General features: G+C 41.3%; 16 protein-coding genes. 5 read left to right on the forward strand and 11 right to left on the reverse strand.

Going from position 1 to position 17002, the window contains the following annotated elements; all coding sequences use genetic code 11:
• Nucleotides 1-154: 154 nt before the first annotated feature.
• Nucleotides 155-1672, reverse strand: coding sequence for an alanine/glycine:cation symporter family protein (locus QMG11_RS12820; protein WP_281836461.1), 1518 nt, complete (start codon nt 1670-1672; stop codon nt 155-157).
• 460 nt (nt 1673-2132) lie between these two features.
• Here QMG11_RS12820 and QMG11_RS12825 point away from each other — a divergent pair, with 460 nt between their 5' ends.
• Nucleotides 2133-2732 (forward strand): HAD family hydrolase, encoded by a 600-nt coding sequence (locus QMG11_RS12825; RefSeq protein ID WP_281836462.1) that lies wholly within the window; start codon nt 2133-2135, stop codon nt 2730-2732.
• 112 nt (nt 2733-2844) lie between these two features.
• Here the strand turns inward: QMG11_RS12825 and QMG11_RS12830 are convergent, their stop codons facing one another.
• A complete protein-coding gene (locus QMG11_RS12830; protein WP_281836463.1) occupies nt 2845-3339 on the reverse strand; it encodes a thioredoxin family protein in 495 nt (164 codons plus the stop codon).
• 215 nt (nt 3340-3554) lie between these two features.
• Complete coding sequence (cysK, locus tag QMG11_RS12835; RefSeq protein WP_281836467.1) at nt 3555-4484, reverse strand: cysteine synthase A; 930 nt, start codon at nt 4482-4484, stop codon at nt 3555-3557.
• Nucleotides 4485-4659: 175 nt separating this feature from the next.
• Between cysK and QMG11_RS12840 the strand changes: the two genes are divergently transcribed.
• The 3 genes from QMG11_RS12840 to QMG11_RS12850 are packed head-to-tail and all read left to right on the forward strand — an operon-like array spanning nt 4660 to nt 7342.
• Nucleotides 4660-5493, forward strand: a complete 834-nt coding sequence (locus QMG11_RS12840) for a WYL domain-containing protein (protein WP_281836469.1) — start codon at nt 4660-4662, stop codon at nt 5491-5493.
• Nucleotides 5494-5505: 12 nt separating this feature from the next.
• Nucleotides 5506-6510 (forward strand): asparaginase, encoded by a 1005-nt coding sequence (locus QMG11_RS12845; RefSeq protein WP_281836470.1) that lies wholly within the window; start codon nt 5506-5508, stop codon nt 6508-6510.
• A 58-nt stretch (nt 6511-6568) separates the two neighbouring features.
• On the forward strand, nt 6569-7342 hold the full coding sequence (locus QMG11_RS12850; RefSeq protein WP_281836471.1) for a polysaccharide deacetylase family protein: 774 nt from the start codon (nt 6569-6571) through the stop codon (nt 7340-7342).
• A gap of 86 nt (nt 7343-7428) precedes the next feature.
• Here the strand turns inward: QMG11_RS12850 and QMG11_RS12855 are convergent, their stop codons facing one another.
• The 8 genes from QMG11_RS12855 to glmS all read right to left on the reverse strand — a co-directional run bounded on the left by QMG11_RS12855 (nt 7429) and on the right by glmS (nt 16172).
• Nucleotides 7429-8295, reverse strand: a complete 867-nt coding sequence (locus tag QMG11_RS12855; RefSeq protein WP_281836472.1) for a DMT family transporter — start codon at nt 8293-8295, stop codon at nt 7429-7431.
• A 239-nt stretch (nt 8296-8534) separates the two neighbouring features.
• Complete coding sequence (gene citF / locus QMG11_RS12860) at nt 8535-10070, reverse strand: citrate lyase subunit alpha (protein ID WP_281836473.1); 1536 nt, start codon at nt 10068-10070, stop codon at nt 8535-8537.
• 102 nt (nt 10071-10172) lie between these two features.
• On the reverse strand, nt 10173-11051 hold the full coding sequence (locus QMG11_RS12865; protein ID WP_281836475.1) for an HpcH/HpaI aldolase/citrate lyase family protein: 879 nt from the start codon (nt 11049-11051) through the stop codon (nt 10173-10175).
• 6 nt (nt 11052-11057) lie between these two features.
• On the reverse strand, nt 11058-11318 hold the full coding sequence (gene citD, locus QMG11_RS12870) for a citrate lyase acyl carrier protein (RefSeq protein ID WP_281836477.1): 261 nt from the start codon (nt 11316-11318) through the stop codon (nt 11058-11060).
• A gap of 134 nt (nt 11319-11452) precedes the next feature.
• Nucleotides 11453-12694 (reverse strand): methylaspartate ammonia-lyase, encoded by a 1242-nt coding sequence (locus QMG11_RS12875; protein WP_281836478.1) that lies wholly within the window; start codon nt 12692-12694, stop codon nt 11453-11455.
• Nucleotides 12695-12797: 103 nt separating this feature from the next.
• Entirely contained in the window at nt 12798-14255 is a 1458-nt protein-coding gene (locus QMG11_RS12880) for a methylaspartate mutase subunit E (RefSeq protein WP_281836480.1), read from the reverse strand.
• A gap of 54 nt (nt 14256-14309) precedes the next feature.
• The gene (gene glmL, locus QMG11_RS12885) at nt 14310-15716 is read right to left on the reverse strand and encodes a methylaspartate mutase accessory protein GlmL (RefSeq protein WP_281836481.1); all 1407 of its coding nucleotides are present in this window, start codon (nt 15714-15716) and stop codon (nt 14310-14312) included.
• Between the two features lie 36 nt (nt 15717-15752).
• Complete coding sequence (gene glmS, locus QMG11_RS12890) at nt 15753-16172, reverse strand: methylaspartate mutase subunit S (protein WP_281836482.1); 420 nt, start codon at nt 16170-16172, stop codon at nt 15753-15755.
• A gap of 360 nt (nt 16173-16532) precedes the next feature.
• Between glmS and QMG11_RS12895 the strand changes: the two genes are divergently transcribed.
• Nucleotides 16533-17000, forward strand: coding sequence for a YehS family protein (locus QMG11_RS12895; protein ID WP_281836532.1), 468 nt, complete (start codon nt 16533-16535; stop codon nt 16998-17000).
• The last annotated feature ends 2 nt before the right edge of the window (nt 17001-17002 follow it).

Below are 17002 nucleotides of genomic sequence, written 5' to 3' on the forward strand. Positions count from 1 at the left end.
TTATACCCCATTTAATGCTCTAAACCTAAGGAAGCGGGTATTTCTGTCACTTCCAACCTTAGCTCCCTTAACTAAGTAATAGGTTATACATGATATTAAAGAAGGTTTTACCATAAAAAAAGGACTGGAGTTATCCAGTCCTTTAGAGGTATTATTATGCCAGTTCCACTTCTGTGGCCTTTCCTTTTTCCTTGAGTGTTCCTGCTTTTTCCATCTTCTTCTTCCATACACCAGAAGTATTCATAATTCCAAGAGCTTCAGGATCGAAGTCATTTTCCTCTGTTCTTCCTTCCTTCATTCTTAGCTCATAGTCTCTCAGACAAGCTACTGCCGGCTTATACATCATAAGGATTCCTACGATGTTGATCCATGCCATTAGTCCAACTCCGATATCACCAAGAGTCCATGCCATTCCACCTGTAGTCATAGTTCCGTAGAATGTGAATCCAAGGAAGAATGCCTTAAATACATACTCTGCCATCTTGTTCTTACCATCTGTGAAGTATACAAGAGCTGTATCTCCATTCCAGAAGTAAGCCAGAATAGTTGTGAAGGCAAAGAAGATGATAGAGATCGCTACTACATATGCTCCAGCTCCCATACCTGCGTCGATTGCCGCCGCTGTATTAAGTGGACCTATAGATGTCGATGTCATTGCATCTGTTGCCATATCTCCAGCAAAAATTGTGTTTCCAGCTGAGTCAAATACCTTATATGCTCCAGTGATGATGATCATAAGAGCTGTAGCTGTACATACAAAGATCGAGTCGATATAGATAGAGAATGCCTGTACAAGCCCCTGCTTAGCCGGGTGGTTAACCTCTGCCGCTGCTGCTGATGCAGGTCCAGTACCCTGTCCAGCCTCGTTTGAGTAGATTCCTCTCTTAACACCCCAAGTTACAGCTGCTCCGACCATTCCACCTAGTGCCGCTTCTCCGCCACCGAATGCTGAAGCTACAATTAGCTGAAGTGAAGGAATGATATCTCCCACATTTAATGCTAGAATTATAACTGCTACTAATATATATCCTGCCGCCATGAATGGTACTACTACACCGGCGAACTTACCTATTCTCTTAGCTCCTCCAATTATGATAGCTGCAAGAATAACTACAATTGATACTCCAGTAACTATTGGTGATACTCCAAAGGCATTGTTTACAGATGTTGCAATAGTGTTTGACTGTACCCCTGGTAGGAAGATTCCCATTGCCAGCAGTGTTGCCCCTGCAAATGCTGTTCCATATCCCTTGTGTCCCTTTCCAAATAGTCCTCTTTTAAAGTAGTATGAAGGTCCCCCTCTATACGACCCTGACACTTCCTCCTTGTAAAGCTGTCCCAGAGTAGACTCAATAAATGATGACGCTCCTCCAAGTAGTGAGATTACCCACAGCCAAAAGATAGATCCTGGTCCTCCAAGAGCAATCGCGGTAGCTACTCCTGCGATATTTCCTGTTCCTACTCTTCCACTTACTGCCATACACACAGCTTCGAAGGAAGATACTCCTGATTCTGAGTCACCCTTATCAAATAGAAGCCTCACCATCTCCTTGATAAGTCTCATCTGTGCACCCTTAGTTACAACGGTAAAAAACAGACCTGCTCCCAGACACAAGTAAACCAGTGAATTGTGCCACACTATCCCGTTTAGCATGTTAATAAAAGATTCCATATAATACCCCCTCATTTTATTTTAAAACCTGTCTAAAATACAAACTCCGAATGATACTAATTCCATTATTGGATTTTTACCCCAACGACTCTCAATTTTATAGTTCACCAAACGTATCTTTCGTTCTGAAAAAGATTATAGATGAAGTCCATTGATGAAGTCTATTATATTTATACCACATAAAATTTACAATGCAAAAATCATAAAACTGTTGAGAGCGGTTCCAATAAAATTTGGTATCGGTACCATTTCTTATATATTGAGGGCTATAAAAAAAAACAATATTTTTTTATTTTTTTTTATTTTCTTTAGGTTTTTTAATCTTTTATTCATCTTATTTTAATATTCATTTGTATATAATCACCTTTTCCTCTTGAAGCTTGACATATCCAGCCTCAAGTATTAAACTCTTATTAAACGCTCCAGTTGAAAGTCTGTTTTTTAAGGGGGAGGAAATTTTATGATTAGAAATATAATCTTTGATCTAGGTCAGGTTCTCTTTGAATTTACACCTAAAAATTACTTAAGTCAAAATTTTTCTAAGGAAAAGGCTGAAATTTTGATGAAGGAGATCTTTAAGGAGAAGGAGTGGAAGAACTTAGACAGGGGAACCTGTAGTATTGAAGAGGCCATCGACAGCATAGTAAGCAGAGGCAGAGTCACCAGGGAGGAAGCTGAGGCCATCTTGAGTAACAGAAGGTCTATCATCACCCCCATCGATGAAAACTTGAGGCTTTTGGAGGCTATTAAGAATAATGGTTATAGGATCTTCATCCTTTCAAACTTCCACAAGGATCTTTTCTATGATTTTTACAGGGATATACCCCTTCTCCATCTGGCAGATGGTAAGGTCATCTCTGCAGATATAAACCTTTTAAAACCTGAGGGAGAGATATATAGCCATATCCTGAAAAAATATCAGCTTACCCCCAGCGAAACACTCTTTATAGATGACACCAAGCACAATATAGAGGCTGCCACCGAGTTTGGAATCATAGGATTCCACTTGAAAGCTCCAAAACTTCTTAAGAGGAGTCTGGAGGAGTTGGAGATACTCTAGAGCAACGTGACGTTGCATCCTAATAATCAAAGGGAGCACTGATTAACTTCACACAAAATTAATATGAATTTTATACTTTTTAAATAAAAAAACCGCCCATAGGGCGGTTTTTTTATCCAATCACCTTTAGAATATCCTCTGCTGTATCCGACAGGTACTTCCCCTTTAGATAGTCCAGCTCTATCTCCTCATAGTTTTCAGAGCTTCTAACCACTTCCGGCTGCTCTAAAAACACTCCCATCTTTTCATAGTTTTCATCTAAGATAACTACTGTTGGTATCTTCACTTCATCCAGACCCAGTGCTTCAGAGAGAAACTTCTGTCCTCTTCCTCTTGTAATTACTGATATCTCAAAGTTGGTATTTACCTCGCACATCTTTTTTATCACAGTGAGGTTCAGCTGACAGTCTGGACACCAGATCTCTCCCACACATAGAAAGTTTACTTTTTTAGATATCCCTGATATCTTCTCTGAAAGAGAGGTCTCAAAGTTTATCCTTGAATAGTTTTTAGGTATTCTTGCTCTCTCTTCCTTGGTTCCGCTTCCCACATATGTTTCATAGTTCACACCACAGTCAAATAATTCCTCAAATGTCATTGTTCTCATACTTTTCCCCCTATTCCATTGATCTGACTATAGATTAACCTATCCACTGGACCGATGCAAGCTTTTTCTTGAACCAATAAAAAGGAGCGTAACGCTCCCCCCTTGCTAACCTTATGTAATGGATTTTTATAATAAAATCCATCTATAATTCGATACTTTCCTTAACAATAAAAAAAGAGGGTTATCCCTCTTTTTATCTACCATATAATTCAACTTTAGGCCTGTCCGAAGATATTGCTGCTCAGGTATCTCTCTCCAGTATCCATAAGAAGCACAACTATCCTCTTTCCCTTGTTCTCCTCTAACCTACCAAGCTCCATAGCTGCATGAAGAGCTGCTCCAGATGAGATCCCCGCAAGGATCCCCTCCTCCCTTGCAAGTCTGTTTGTCATTACAAGAGCCTGTTCATATGTAGCTGTAACTATACCGTCAGCGTAGCTCTCCTCAAATACCGGAGGTACAAATCCGGCACTCATCCCTATTCCCTGTAGCTTATGAGGTCCTATATATCCCTTTGAAAGAAGTGGAGACTCTGCAGGCTCCAGTGCATAGGCCTTCAGGTGAGGTATCTTCTCCTTCAGAGCTCTTGCTGTACCTGTGAAGCTTCCTCCAGTTCCAGTTCCAGTAAGGAATATATCCAGCTCTCCCTCTAGATCCTCTATTATCTCCACAGCTGTACTCTTTGAGTGAGCTGCTGGGTTAGCAGGGTTTTTAAACTGATCTGGAATAAATACCTTCTCATACTTTTCCTTTAACTCATCTATCTTATCCAGACAGCCCTTCATTCCAAGGGAACCGTCTACAAGGATTATCTCCGCTCCATAAGCTTCTACCAGCTGCCTTCTCTCTACACTCATTGTATCTGGCATTATGATCTTCAGGTCATACCCCTTTACTGCACATGTCATAGCTAGACCTATCCCTGTATTTCCACTGGTAGCCTCTATTACCACTGTATCCCTGTCCAGTTTTCCCTGAGCCTCAGCTTCCTCTATGATATTTATAGCTACCCTGTCCTTCACACTTCCTCCTGGGTTCATTCCCTCTACCTTTACCAGGATCTCTGCATGGGTTTCATTTATATTATTTAATCTTACAATTGGTGTTTTTCCTACTGTTCTTAGGATATTTTCCTTTATATTCAATGTATCTCCTCCAATAATCCGTCTTAATTAAATTTTACTCCTTTTTAAACCTTTAAAGTATATATCAAAAAAAAATATATTGTGTTCACTTTTTTTTGTTGTATACTATAATTATAAGTATTTTTTACAATTATTTTGTTCATGTTTTTTGAACGATAGATGAAGGGAGCAACATATGGAAAAAAAGATACGTGTAACACTTCCCGACTATATCTATGATGTTATTATAGCAGATATCGAGGAATTTAATATAAATAAAAATAAGCTGTGTAACTATCTCTTTAATGAATTGAAGTTTGAGGCCTCCCAGGAGGTTCTTCCAGAGTGTAAAAAAAAATCTACCCTCCAGTTCAACCTCAATAAGAAAAATTTAGAGACCTACTATGAAGTGTTGGAGGAAAATAATGTCCAGGTGGAGGCTGCCTTCTTCAGGCAGGTTTTCTACTCCTACACCAATCAGTCAAAGAAAAACAGGGAGGCCTTTGTCTTCAAGGAGGTTTTGGAAAAGATACGTTACGCCATAGAGGAAAAAAAGACCCTGAAGATCATATTCAAGGATGGTAAGAGCACCAAGGTGACTCCCTACTTTATTGGAAGCTCCCAGTTGGAGCTGGCCAACTACCTATTCTCCTACGACCACATAGAAGGGAAATATAAAAACTACAAGGTTGCCAATATAAGCTCCATCCTTATCACCAGGGACAGAGTTCATGAGGGTGAGAAGGAGTTTATCAGCAGGGTAATAGCTGATTTTGATCCCTTCCTTTCCAAGGGGAAGTTAGTTGTGGCTGAGCTTACCGATAGAGGGTGCGAGCTTTTAAAGGTCCTTAAGACAAACAGACCCCACATCATTAAAAACGAAGGCACTACCTACTACTTTGAGTGTTCCCAGGAGAAAGCCAAGAGATACTTTACATATTTCCTTTCTGAAATAAGGATTATAGAGCCTGCACCTCTGGCTCTTTGGTTTAAGGAGGAGTTTTTTAAGGCATATAAAAACTATGATTAGGGAGGTAGTTAAATGAGTCAGGAGATTGCCAGGGTAACCAGGGGAGGAATCACCGAGTGTATCCTCAGGGGAGATGTTGTAGTGGTGGACTCTAAGGGAAGTATCCTTTACTTTCACGGAGACCCCAGAAAGGAAGCCTTTATAAGGTCTGCAGCTAAACCCCTTCAGACACTGGAGGTTTTTAGGAGGGGAGCAGCCGAAAAGTATGGGTTCAGCAGTGGTGAACTCTCTATCATGTGCGGTTCCCACTATGGAGAGGAGTTTCATACTCAGACTGTAGAGGGTATCTTGAAGAAGATTGGCCTCTCCCAGGAGGAACTCAAGTGCGGAAAGGTTCACTCTATGAAACCTTCCATAGCCGCTAAACAGCTTAAATCCGGAATAGAGCCCTCTTCACTTTTTTCCTGCTGCTCTGGAAAGCACAGTGCCATGCTTAGTATCTGTAAAAGTATGGGCTGGGAAAGTGAGGGCTACTACAGGGAGGAGCATCCCGTGCAGCAGGGGATCCTTGAAACGGTAGCTCACATGAGTGGAATGAAGAAAAGGGATATAAATATAGGCATCGACGGATGCGGAGTCCCTGTGTTTTCTATGCCCATATACAATATGGCTCTGGCCTATGCTAAGTTTTCTGTGGGAAGGGATCCAGTTTATGGAGAGTGGTCTAGAAAGATTTACGACGCCATGGCCGTGGCTCCTGAGATGCTTGCAGGTACAAGGGGATTTTGTTCAGACCTTACAAGGTCTGCAGGGGGAAAACTTGTGGCTAAGCTGGGTGCCGATGGTGTCTACTGTATAGGAATAAGGGATCTTGGAATTGGTATCGCCCTCAAGATAGAATCTGGAGGAGTTCGGTGTATCCCACCAGTTGTAATGGAGATACTAAAGAAGCTTAAGCTCCTGGACAGAGAGCAGGAGATGGAGCTGACCAGATACAAGGTCCTTCCAAATAAAAACCACTTGGGGGATGAGGTGGGTCAGGTTTTCAGCAGTGTGGATCTCAAACCATATTTGTAAAAAAGTGGGAAGGCATCCAAGTCCATTCATTTATGAGGTTGCAGTTCAGGAGGTATCTATGAAGCATTTTCTGCCTATATTTTTTTTACTGAGCATCGCTCTTTACGCCAATGGGACAGAGGATCTCTACACCTATGGACGGACTAAGGCTGACAGGCTCTATCAGCTGAAAACTAGGGAAAAATATGTGGTTATTACCATAGACGATGGGCCATCCATCCATACTGGAGATATCCTCAGCGTTCTGAAAAAAAACAGGGTTAAAGCAAACTTTTTTCTTGTGGGATCTGAGATCGAGTCCTATCCCCATATGGTTAAAAGGATAGCCGATGGTGGACACGAGATAGGTAACCACTCCTATACCCATGGGACCTTTAAGGATATGACTCTTGAGGATATTTATAACGATGAGATCCTTGCCTTTAATGATCTCCTGAAAAAAAATGGCGGAATTCCAACCTCCTTGGTGCGCCCACCCTATGGCTATGCCACTCCTAAGCAGGTAGAGTTTTTAAGGGAAAGGGGGTACCATATTATAAACTGGTCCCTTGATACCTTCGACTGGAGGGATCCTTGGGAGGATTCCCTGAAAAGAGTCCAGAGATACCATCAGAAAGGAGGAATTCTTCTCCTCCACTCCAATAAAAAAAGCGTCTACCTTCTTCCTGAGATTATAAGAGATCTCAGTGAGAGGGGCTATACCTTTGTAACTTTAGGGCAGTTCCTCAGGGATAAGGGACACCCGCCTCAAGCACCTGCCAGGGAAGCTTCATCCCTCTGGGAGAGAAGAAGGGAGTTCTTGAAGGGGAGCATAAAAAAAGAAGAATTGTAGAGATCGAAGGATGTAAACCCTAAGCTGGAAACTATCCTTACTTACAAATAAGTATTAAAACAAAAAAGTCCCCTCAGGGACTTTTTTTATTTAGCTACTACTCTATTGGTGATATAGAAGTTTATAAGGGCTGCTCCCATTATAAATACTCCTCCAAAGATACTGTAGATGTCCGGTATCTCCCCCAGAACGACTCCACCTATTAGAGCTGAAAAGATTATACTCAGGTATTGATAGATGGAAACTTCATTTGCCGGGGCATACTTGTAGGCATAGGATATAGCCACCTGTCCTACAGTGGCAAAGACTCCACTCCCTATAAGAAAGATTAACTGCTTCATATCTGGCACTACAAAACCTGTAACCATCATTGGGGGAAACATGAATACAAAGGAGATCACTGCAAACCAGAAAACTATTGTATTGGGTTCCTCCATTGTCCTAAGGTATCTTATAAGGGTATAGGCTCCTCCTGCAAATACCGCCGATATAAATCCTATTAGAGCAGGGTAGATCTCCACATTAAAGGTGGGCTTTATTACAAGGACTGCCCCTGTAAACACCATAAGTAGAGGTATAATCTGTATCCTATGAAACTTCTCCTTTAGGAAGATGCAGGCAAATATCATTACAAAGAAGGGTGACAGCTTATTTAGCATATTGGAATCTGCCAGGGGAAGATTACTTATGGCATAGAAGAAACAGGTTGCTCCTGTAAGTCCCACAATACTTCTGTAAAATATAAACTTTGCACTTCTCTTTGACTTAGGCATAACCGAGATTCCCATTCTGCTCATGCTTACTAAGACTACAAGGGCATTTACAATATTTCTGAAAAATAACTTCTGAAATGTTGATACATCGGTTCCCACCATCTTTACACAGGCTGCCATGAGAGCCATCCCCAGAGCTGACACACACATATACACAGCTCCTCTAAACTTATTATCCATAAAAAAAACTCCTTAAATATTATTTTGATCCTGACGATCATTTATCCTGGAATATCATATCATATTTACAGTATAATATCACTATTTCTTTATCAAAAAAGTAAGCTTTATAAAGGCAGTGTGACGTTGCATCCTGATACCGAGTTAAAACACTCATTAATTCATGGTTTTTTATAAAAAATCTACTTTCCTTAGAAATAAAAAAGAAGTGGCGGCCTTAGGCCGCCACTTTAATCCTCTTACTTTCTCTTTCTTACTACGTCAACAACACTACCGTCTCTGTACTCTACAACAGCTACAATCTTGTCATCGTACTCTATATCTCTTGGCTTTCCAGTCATAGCTACAGCCATGTCTCTAAGCTCCTCTATAGTTCTTATTGGAAGGTGAGAATCCTTAAACTTCTCTATAAGATCTGTTCTCTTAGGGTTGATTGCTATTCCCCTCTCAGTTACAAGGATATCAACTGTCTCCCCTGGAGTAGTTACAGTGTTTATTCTGTCCTTAAGTACTGAGATTCTTGAGTTAGCCAGCTGAGATACAATTATACAAAGCTTTGAACCAGCTGCTGTATCACTGTGACCTCCAGATCCACCCATGATTGTACCGTTAGATCCAGTTGTTACGTTTACATTGAAGTCTGTATCCATCTCTGTAGCACCTAGGATAACTACATCCAGCTTGTTTACCACAGCTCCCTTGTTATCTGCATTTGCATACATAGAAGCAGACATAGTAATGTGTCCAGGGTTTTCCTTAGCTGACTGGATCGCAGCAAGGTCGAAACACTGTACATCTAGAAGAGATTTAAATAGCCCCTCCTTATACATATCAACTATGTAACCTGTGATTCCTCCAGAAGCAAAGCTTCCCTTGATATCGTCCTTCTTCATGATGTTTTTCATCTCATCAGCCACTGCAAGGGAGATTCCTCCTGCACCGGTCTGGAAACTCATACCGTCCTTCAGGTATCCCGAATCCTTGATGAAGTCTGCTGTAAGCTTTGCTATCTTTAGTCCGATTGGGTTCTTTGTGATCTGAGTTGTTCCAGATACTATACCATTTGGATCTCCAATGGCATCTACCTTAAGTACATAGTCGATCTTTGTCTGGTCTATCTCGATTATAGGGTTAGGGTACTCCACAAGGTTATCTGTAATAGCTACAGTAACTCCCGCTGTTTCAGCATCTGTATGAGCATATCCAAGAGCACCACAAGCTGATTGTCCCTCTACTCCGTTTATGTTTCCATAGTCATCCGATGTAGGAGCTGCAATAAATGCGATATCTATAGCCAGGTCTCCTGACTCCATTACTCTGGCTCTTCCTCCGTGAGTATGCATTACTGCTGGCTTAGCTAACTTTCCAGCTGAGATAGCTTCCGCTACCGGTCCTGAAATATATGCTGCATAGATTCCAGTTACCACTCCCTCCTCTATATATTTTACAAGGCCCTTGTGGCAAGGGAATATTGAACTGGCTGCAATGGTGATATCCTTATATCCCCTCTTAGCTATTGAATCCATTACCATATTAAGAACGTAGTCACCATTTCTTAGGTGGTGGTGGAATGATACTACCATTTCGTCCCTTAGAGGAAGCTTGTTCAGTAGCTCCTCTAGATCCTCGTGTAACTTCTCATCTCCAGGAAGGGTATTTCTAAACTTGATCTCTCTCTTAGACTTTTCTCCCTTTCCAGCAAGATAACCATTATAATGCTTTACCTCTCCATATCCTTCTATATAATCAGGAATATCTCTTCCCAGTATATTCATACCTGCTTCCTCCAATTTTATATTAAAAATCCTTTTCGCCATCAACTCACTTTCCTTAAAGTGAGAGGTAGCTACCTTCTACTTCCAGTCCTCTGACTTCTCTTAGATCAGACCGATAAGCTTTGCTACATCCAGTGTATGCTGGGCTCTATTGATTATTGGAAGGTCTACCATCTTACCGTCCAGTGAGAATACTCCCAGTCCTTCCTTTTCTGCCTCTTCCTTGGCATACATTACTCTTCTTGCATGGTGGATCTCAGCTTCAGTTGGAGAGTACACCTCGTGAATAGTATCTATCTGTCTAGGGTTGATAGAAAGCTTTCCGCTGAATCCTAGCTTCTTAGCTTTTTCAGTGTCTGCTCTAAGCCCCTCATAGTCGTTGGTATCTGTAAATGGAGTATCTACAGAAGCTACCTTCAGTGCCTTACAAGCATTTACTATCTTGGTTCTCGCATAGAAAAGCTCCTCGGAGTCCTTACTTCTCTTTACTGCTAGGTCTGCTGCAAGGTCCTCTCCTCCAAGAAGTACAGCTTCACATCTAGAGCTTACCTTGATTGTCTCATATACAGTTTCCACTCCATATGCAGTTTCCACAAGGGCATGTACCTTTATTGTTCCGGGCTCCATTCCCTCCTCTTTTTCAATTCTGTCTAGCATTTCATCTAATTCCTTCATATCCTCTGGAGTTGCCTTAGGCAGAAGGATTGCATCTGGCTTTAACCTTGCCATTGCATCTATATCATCATGAGCAAATGGTGTAGACATAGGGTTTATTCTGATTACTACCTCCACTCCCTCATAGTCATTTGATTTAAGTGCTTCTCTTATTAGGATTCTTGCTGAATCCTTCTCAGTGATTGCCACTGCATCCTCAAGATCCAGTATTACTGAGTCTGCTCCGAATATAGGTGCTGTCTGGAGCATTCCCGGGTTGTTCCCTGGCATAAATAGCATACTTCTTCTTAGTTTCAAATCTAACACCTTCCTTTATAGTCCTCTGCTTACTGCTGCTTCTACTCTGGCTCTTATTGTATAATCTAGGGCTCCCTTATCTGTAGCCTTCACTGTGATGGAAGTAACACCCATCTCCTCTAGCTTCTTAGCTATTACCTCTCTTATATCCTCACCAAACTGGTCCTCTACAATACTTTCAAGGTCTATCTTAATTCCATCCTCACTTGGCATCAGCATGATATAGATATCATTTGACTCTAAAGTTCCTGCCTTTGACGGCTTGTTTATTGTCATCTCTTCCTTCACCTCTTCTGTAAACTTTTCTAAAAGTTTAGCATAAATTTATTCTCTGTGTCCGCTCTTTTTAAACTTTATTTAAAATTACGAAAAAGGTAGTCGCTATGAACTACCTTTTTCCGAAGTCAAAATTATTTTCTTCTGTTTACAAGTGCCATAACTCTGTTCATCTCGTTGTTTACGATCATGAATCCTTCGTCAACACCCATTCCTGGCTTAGCAAGAACCTGAAGTGCTCCACAAGCCATAGCTATGTTAGTAGTTACTTCTGCTGATCTGTTTGTTTCGTTACAAGTTCCACCTGAGTATGATCCGATTCCCTTTTCGTTACAGTAAAGGATAGCCTCAGCTGTGTTGTTTACTCCTCCTAGGTCTGGAGTTTTGATCTGTACTACGTGTCCAGCTTTCTTGTCAGCGAATAACTTAATATCCTCTAGTGTGTTACACCACTCGTCTGCAACTAGCTCAACATTGATTCCTCTTCTGTCGATTTCAGCAGTAAGTGCTGCAAGAGCCTCAACCTGCTTATCTCTGTCCTCTACGTCCATTGGTCCTTCGATTCTTAGAGCGAATGGCTTAGCTGCTTCCTCTAGAGTTGCGATGTAGTCAGCTTGCTTGTTGATGTCCTGATCAAATGCAAGTCCGATAGTTCCGTATACGTCGATGTGGAAGATTGGTGAGTAGTTCTCATCTGTTCTTAGAGCGATTACTCTGTCTCTTAGCCACTCTATGTATTCCTTAAGGATAGATCCGTCCTTACCAAGCTTAGTCTCAACGTGGTTAATTAGTGCGTGTGGCATTACATCTGCACCCTTTATGATCATCTTATCTGAGTTGTTCTTTCTGTCGTCTCCAGACTGAGTGAAGATAGGTCTCTTAGTTACTTCAAGTCCAGTGTTGTACTCTTCCTTGATTACTTCAGCCATAGTTACTTTCTTAGCCTTAGCTACTGCGTCTAGTAACGACTGAGTGATTCCGTATCTGATTGCAGTGTGTAGTCTCTTACCGTTTACCTGTAGTGCATCAAACTCATCTGCAAGAGCTTTGAATGAATCTAACTCTCTTCCGATTAGCTTTGGAGCGATCTCCTTCTCGATTACTGGGATAAAGTCCTTAGCTAGGAATAATGGGTCTCTTCCACCTGCACCAGAGTACTGTACTGCAGCACAGTCTCCAAATGCTACCTGACCGTCTTCTAGTACAAGCATTACTGAGATAGACTCTCCTGCTTGTCTGATTGAAGTGAATCCTTCTGTTTTAGCCTCTCCTGTGTAAGTGAATCCGTCGTTTCCAGCTCCTGCTTTGATTGCTCTTTGATCATCAAAGTAAAATCCTGTTCTTCCTTCTGCGCATACTACATCTACTATTCTCATTCTGAGTCCCCCTCAAATTTAAATTAATTAATAACCATATTTTAGTGAATTTTTGTATTTTGATGGGAGCCCCTCAAGGCTCCCTGATTTATATCAATATTTACTATTTTCCTTCTGGTCTTCCGATAAGCTTTCCTTTTCCTACAGCAAAGATATCGTCTACTGACATTTGGAATCCGATCTCTCTTCCTTCGAAGTCTGCTCTTTCCTGAAGTGCAGCTCTGTTGAACTCCTTGATCTCGTCAGAGAATGGAAGGTTTCCTACCTCTAGGTATCTGATCTTTCCAGTGTTGTCTCTTGCTGGAAGCATCTTTCCTGCGTTGAACATAGAAGGTGCGAATGGGATATCTAGTACTCCCTGCTCGAATGCCTTAACTGTACCTACAGCAAGGTCTCCGTCTCCTAGCTCTGCTACCTTATCCATTAGACACTTAACTTCTAATTTGATCTGAGCGATCTCAGCGTTTAGCTCATCTGAGTCAGCAAGCTTCTGTCCCTCTAGAAGGTTTAGTACCATCTTAGTTGTCTTGATTCCCTCTGCGTTAGCTTCCTTTGTAGGGATTCCGATTGCCTCGTGAGGAGTCTTAACGATTACCTTAGTTGCTCCAGCTAGTGCTGCTGCAGATGCTCCGTTTGAGATTACACCGAATGCCTTAGCTTCATCCTCAGGGAATCCACCCATCCACTGGTGGAATACAGTAGTGATCTCTACCTTATCGTATCCCATCTGTGCACAGTACTCTTCAGCTTGCTCCTGCATTGCTCTTACTGCTGCCACGTCCTGTATAAGGTTTCCACACTGTCCGTATCCAAGTGTGATGTTTCTTACTCCCTGCTCTGCTGCCATTAGACACTCAAGGATCTGAACTACGTTTGACATTGAAGGTGGTACTAGAGTTCCAGTAAGTGGTCCGAACGGCTCTCTGTTAAGAGAAATCCCCTGCTCCTCATACCATCCAACTAGTCTGTCTACATACTGCCAGTCTTTGATTGTCTTCTCAAGAGAAACTGATTTAGCGTAAGGAATGTTATAAGAGATTCCTCCTCCCTCGTTTGAAGTGAATCCTGCTGCTGTCATGATCTCAGAAAGTAGTCTTGCATCTGGAGTTCCGTGTCTAAGCTGTAGTGGAAGGTTTACTGCCTCTACTACCTCTCTACAACCCTTTACTCCGTGGTTTAGACCTGGGAATCCGTTAAGAAGAGATCTTCCTGCCTTCTTAGATTCCTTGATTCCTCTTTCACACTCTTCATACTTGTTCTGTCTAGTGTATGAATCGATTGTTGATGGAAGAAGGTCTGCTCCACCTTTTTGATCTAGGAAGTTAAGAAGCTCGATGTGCTCATCTATAAGTGCTACTCCTGCTCTTGGCTGAGCTAGAGTGATTCCTCTCTCCTTAGCGTCGATTAGCTTCTTTGCAAAGTTCTTGTGATCTGGAAGGTTCTTAAGGTACTCAATAGACTCCTCAAAGTTGATCTCTTTTCCTGTGTGCCACTGTCTAAGCACTTCCTCTCTTTCTCTAAGGAACTCTTCCTCTGTCCACTTTCTAAACTTAAGATTCATTATATGTTATCCTCCTGTTATCTTTTAAATAATTTTCTCTGATAGTTTTATAATTTATTCTTCAATTAGGTATTTTTTCATTATTCTTACTGCTACGTCTGGCAGCTCCTGAGCTAAAAGCCCCATAGCTGACAATATATATGTTCGGTCTACTAAAAACCTTGGATTTCTCGGTCTTAGGTGTACCGGTTCATTGGCATTAAAGTTTCCTGATGCAAGTATTCTGTGTGGATTCTCACTGTGAATAATTACACCACCAGTTCCTATTACATATGGAGTATTAATAAGATCCTTTCCTATCTGATAGTACATAGCTCCTAGAGGAGTGAATACGCTTTCCAGTGTTCCGCAGTGTCTCGCCATAGCTATCTCTGTAGCTGCCATCGCCATTGCTTCATCAAACTTAATCTCGTCCTCTGTTTGCGGTACCATCTTTATATGATCGTGTCTATAGTTACAATGATCCTTTACATCTACTTCCTTATCAGCATCTCCCAGATATTCCCTTATCTTCTTGGTTCCCGCTGCCTCCAATAATGCCAGCGCTGAGTATCTCATTCCAAGGTCCCCTTCTACGGTTCTCTTGGCATATGGATCCTCCAGTCCCTTAGGCATTACACCTGCCTGAGTTGGGTGTCCATTTGCTATGGAGTGTATATCTGTGGTAGCTCCCCCAATATCTACTACTATAAGGTCTCCTAATCCCTCTTCATCGTCGCTTCCGTCGGCAAGTACCTCGGCCGCCTTTAGCACCGCTGCAGGAGTAGGCATCAATATTCCGCTAACAAACTCTTCAGCATTCCCCAGACCCTTAGCCTCCACTATCTTATTCATAAATACTTTTCTGATAGCTTCTCTGGAAGGCTCTACATCCAGCTTGTTAAGTTTAGGCATTACATTGTCGGCTATATAGTAGTCTATATTTGCTTCCTTAAAGATCTCTTCTATCTCATCTATCGCTGCCTTATTTCCAGCTACAACCACCGGAACATCCAGCTTAAACTCTGCTATAAGCTTGGCATTATGGATGATACAGTTCTTGTTTCCTCCGTCTGTTCCCCCTGCTAGAAGGATGATATCCAGTGGAGAATCCTTTATCTCCTGCATCTCTCTGTGGTTTAGTTCAAAGGAGTAGGTTTTCATTACCCTTGCTCCAGCTCCAAGAGCTGCTTTCTTTGCTGCGTCTGCTGTAAGATCTGGTACCAGTCCGATGGCAACCATCTTAAGTCCTCCAGCTGCAGATGAGCAGGCAACCTTCCTTACAAACTCTACCTTCTCCAGGTCTGTCTTGCTGCTGATCTCCTCTTCAAGACCAACAAAAGCGTTGTTAAAACCTGTCATAATGTCATCTTCAATAGTTGTTATGGCTTTAGATGTAGCTAGGATCTCTTCATTTTCAAGATCTATTGCTGTTAATTTTGTGTATGTACTTCCAAAATCAATTGTAAGATAAACCTTCATATTTAATCATCTCTCTTTACATTACCTGTAATATCGTTATGCTATTCCTAAGTCCTCTTTTAAGTGACCCGCTGTGATTTCAATTGGTGTTCCTGGCTTGTATACTCTGTCGAATCCCATGTTCTTGAATCTCTTCTCTACATCTTCCCAGATCTGCTTTCCTACTACGATGTTTCCTCCAACGTATAGTGTGATGTCCTTAAGTCCTGCTTCCTCACACTTTTCTCTTAGTCCCTGACAGTCTAGCTCTCCGTGTCCATATAGAGAAGATACGATGATTGCATCTGCGTTAGTCTCAACTGCTGCGTTGATGAAGTCTTCCTGTGGAGAAAGTACTCCAATATTGATTACTTCAAACCCCATTGTTTCAAGAACGTGATTGATGATCTTGTTTCCAACTGCGTGACAGTCAGATCCTATTACTCCAATTACAACTTTCTTACCATTCTTTTCCATGATTTCTAGTAGCCTCCTTGTTATATATGAATACTATTTGTACTCTTAAAATACATTCACTCGTTTTCTATATCAGAATTATACTCTTTTTTTATTTTCTTGCAACAATTATTAATTTTTTATATGCAGAAAATTTATTATCTATATGGGGTATATTAATTCCATACAAAACATTCACAAAAGTTAAATTAATCAACTTTTACATTCACACCATCAATGATTGATATCCCGTTATATGGTTTTTTCTGAAAGCTGCCCCTCATCATCCTGGAAGATTATCTTAGTTGTAAATATATGGTTATTATGTTATGATTAGAGGAATAGTTATTAAAACTTTGGAGGAAATTAATGAGAGAAAGAATGAATAATAATGATGTTCTTAGAAGATTAAGGTATGCCCTTAATATGAATGATAGAACTATGATCGAGATCTTTAAGATCTCAGGTTACACTCTTACATCTGAGGAGTTAAAAGGAATCCTTAAGAAGGAAGAGGAGGAGGGTTACATCCAGTGCACAAATGACATGATGGAACTTTTCCTAGACGGGTTCATTACCTATAAGAGAGGGAAGCAGGAACCTAGACCAGGTCAGCCAGCTCCTAAGAAGGAAGTTCTTAGCAACAATGTGATCTTCAAGAAGCTAAGAATAGCTCTTGCTCTTAGAGGGGAAGAGGTGCTAGAGATCATGAGATTAGCTGATAAGAGGGTTTCATCTTCTGAGCTTTCTGCCATCTTCAGACAAAAAGGTCACAGAAACTACAAGAGCTGTGGCGACAGATATATAAGAAACTTCCTTAAGGGACTTACTATTAAGTACAGAGGATAGTT

The organism is Propionigenium maris DSM 9537, from assembly GCF_027925155.1.
GTDB lineage: Bacteria > Fusobacteriota > Fusobacteriia > Fusobacteriales > Fusobacteriaceae > Propionigenium > Propionigenium maris.

Bases quoted from the DNA above. Each gene is read 5' to 3' on its own strand.
- QMG11_RS12820 (WP_281836461.1), bottom strand. From the start codon at position 1,672: ATGGAATCTTTTATTAACATGCTAAACGGGATAGTGTGGCACAATTCA.
- QMG11_RS12825 (WP_281836462.1), top strand. From the start codon at position 2,133: ATGATTAGAAATATAATCTTTGATCTAGGTCAGGTTCTCTTTGAATTT.
- QMG11_RS12830 (WP_281836463.1), bottom strand. From the start codon at position 3,339: ATGAGAACAATGACATTTGAGGAATTATTTGACTGTGGTGTGAACTAT.
- QMG11_RS12840 (WP_281836469.1), top strand. From the start codon at position 4,660: ATGGAAAAAAAGATACGTGTAACACTTCCCGACTATATCTATGATGTT.
- QMG11_RS12845 (WP_281836470.1), top strand. From the start codon at position 5,506: ATGAGTCAGGAGATTGCCAGGGTAACCAGGGGAGGAATCACCGAGTGT.
- QMG11_RS12850 (WP_281836471.1), top strand. From the start codon at position 6,569: ATGAAGCATTTTCTGCCTATATTTTTTTTACTGAGCATCGCTCTTTAC.
- QMG11_RS12855 (WP_281836472.1), bottom strand. From the start codon at position 8,295: ATGGATAATAAGTTTAGAGGAGCTGTGTATATGTGTGTGTCAGCTCTG.
- citF (WP_281836473.1), bottom strand. From the start codon at position 10,070: ATGAATATACTGGGAAGAGATATTCCTGATTATATAGAAGGATATGGA.
- citD (WP_281836477.1), bottom strand. From the start codon at position 11,318: ATGACAATAAACAAGCCGTCAAAGGCAGGAACTTTAGAGTCAAATGAT.
- QMG11_RS12875 (WP_281836478.1), bottom strand. From the start codon at position 12,694: ATGAGAATAGTAGATGTAGTATGCGCAGAAGGAAGAACAGGATTTTAC.
- QMG11_RS12880 (WP_281836480.1), bottom strand. From the start codon at position 14,255: ATGAATCTTAAGTTTAGAAAGTGGACAGAGGAAGAGTTCCTTAGAGAA.
- glmL (WP_281836481.1), bottom strand. From the start codon at position 15,716: ATGAAGGTTTATCTTACAATTGATTTTGGAAGTACATACACAAAATTA.
- glmS (WP_281836482.1), bottom strand. From the start codon at position 16,172: ATGGAAAAGAATGGTAAGAAAGTTGTAATTGGAGTAATAGGATCTGAC.
- QMG11_RS12895 (WP_281836532.1), top strand. From the start codon at position 16,533: ATGAATAATAATGATGTTCTTAGAAGATTAAGGTATGCCCTTAATATG.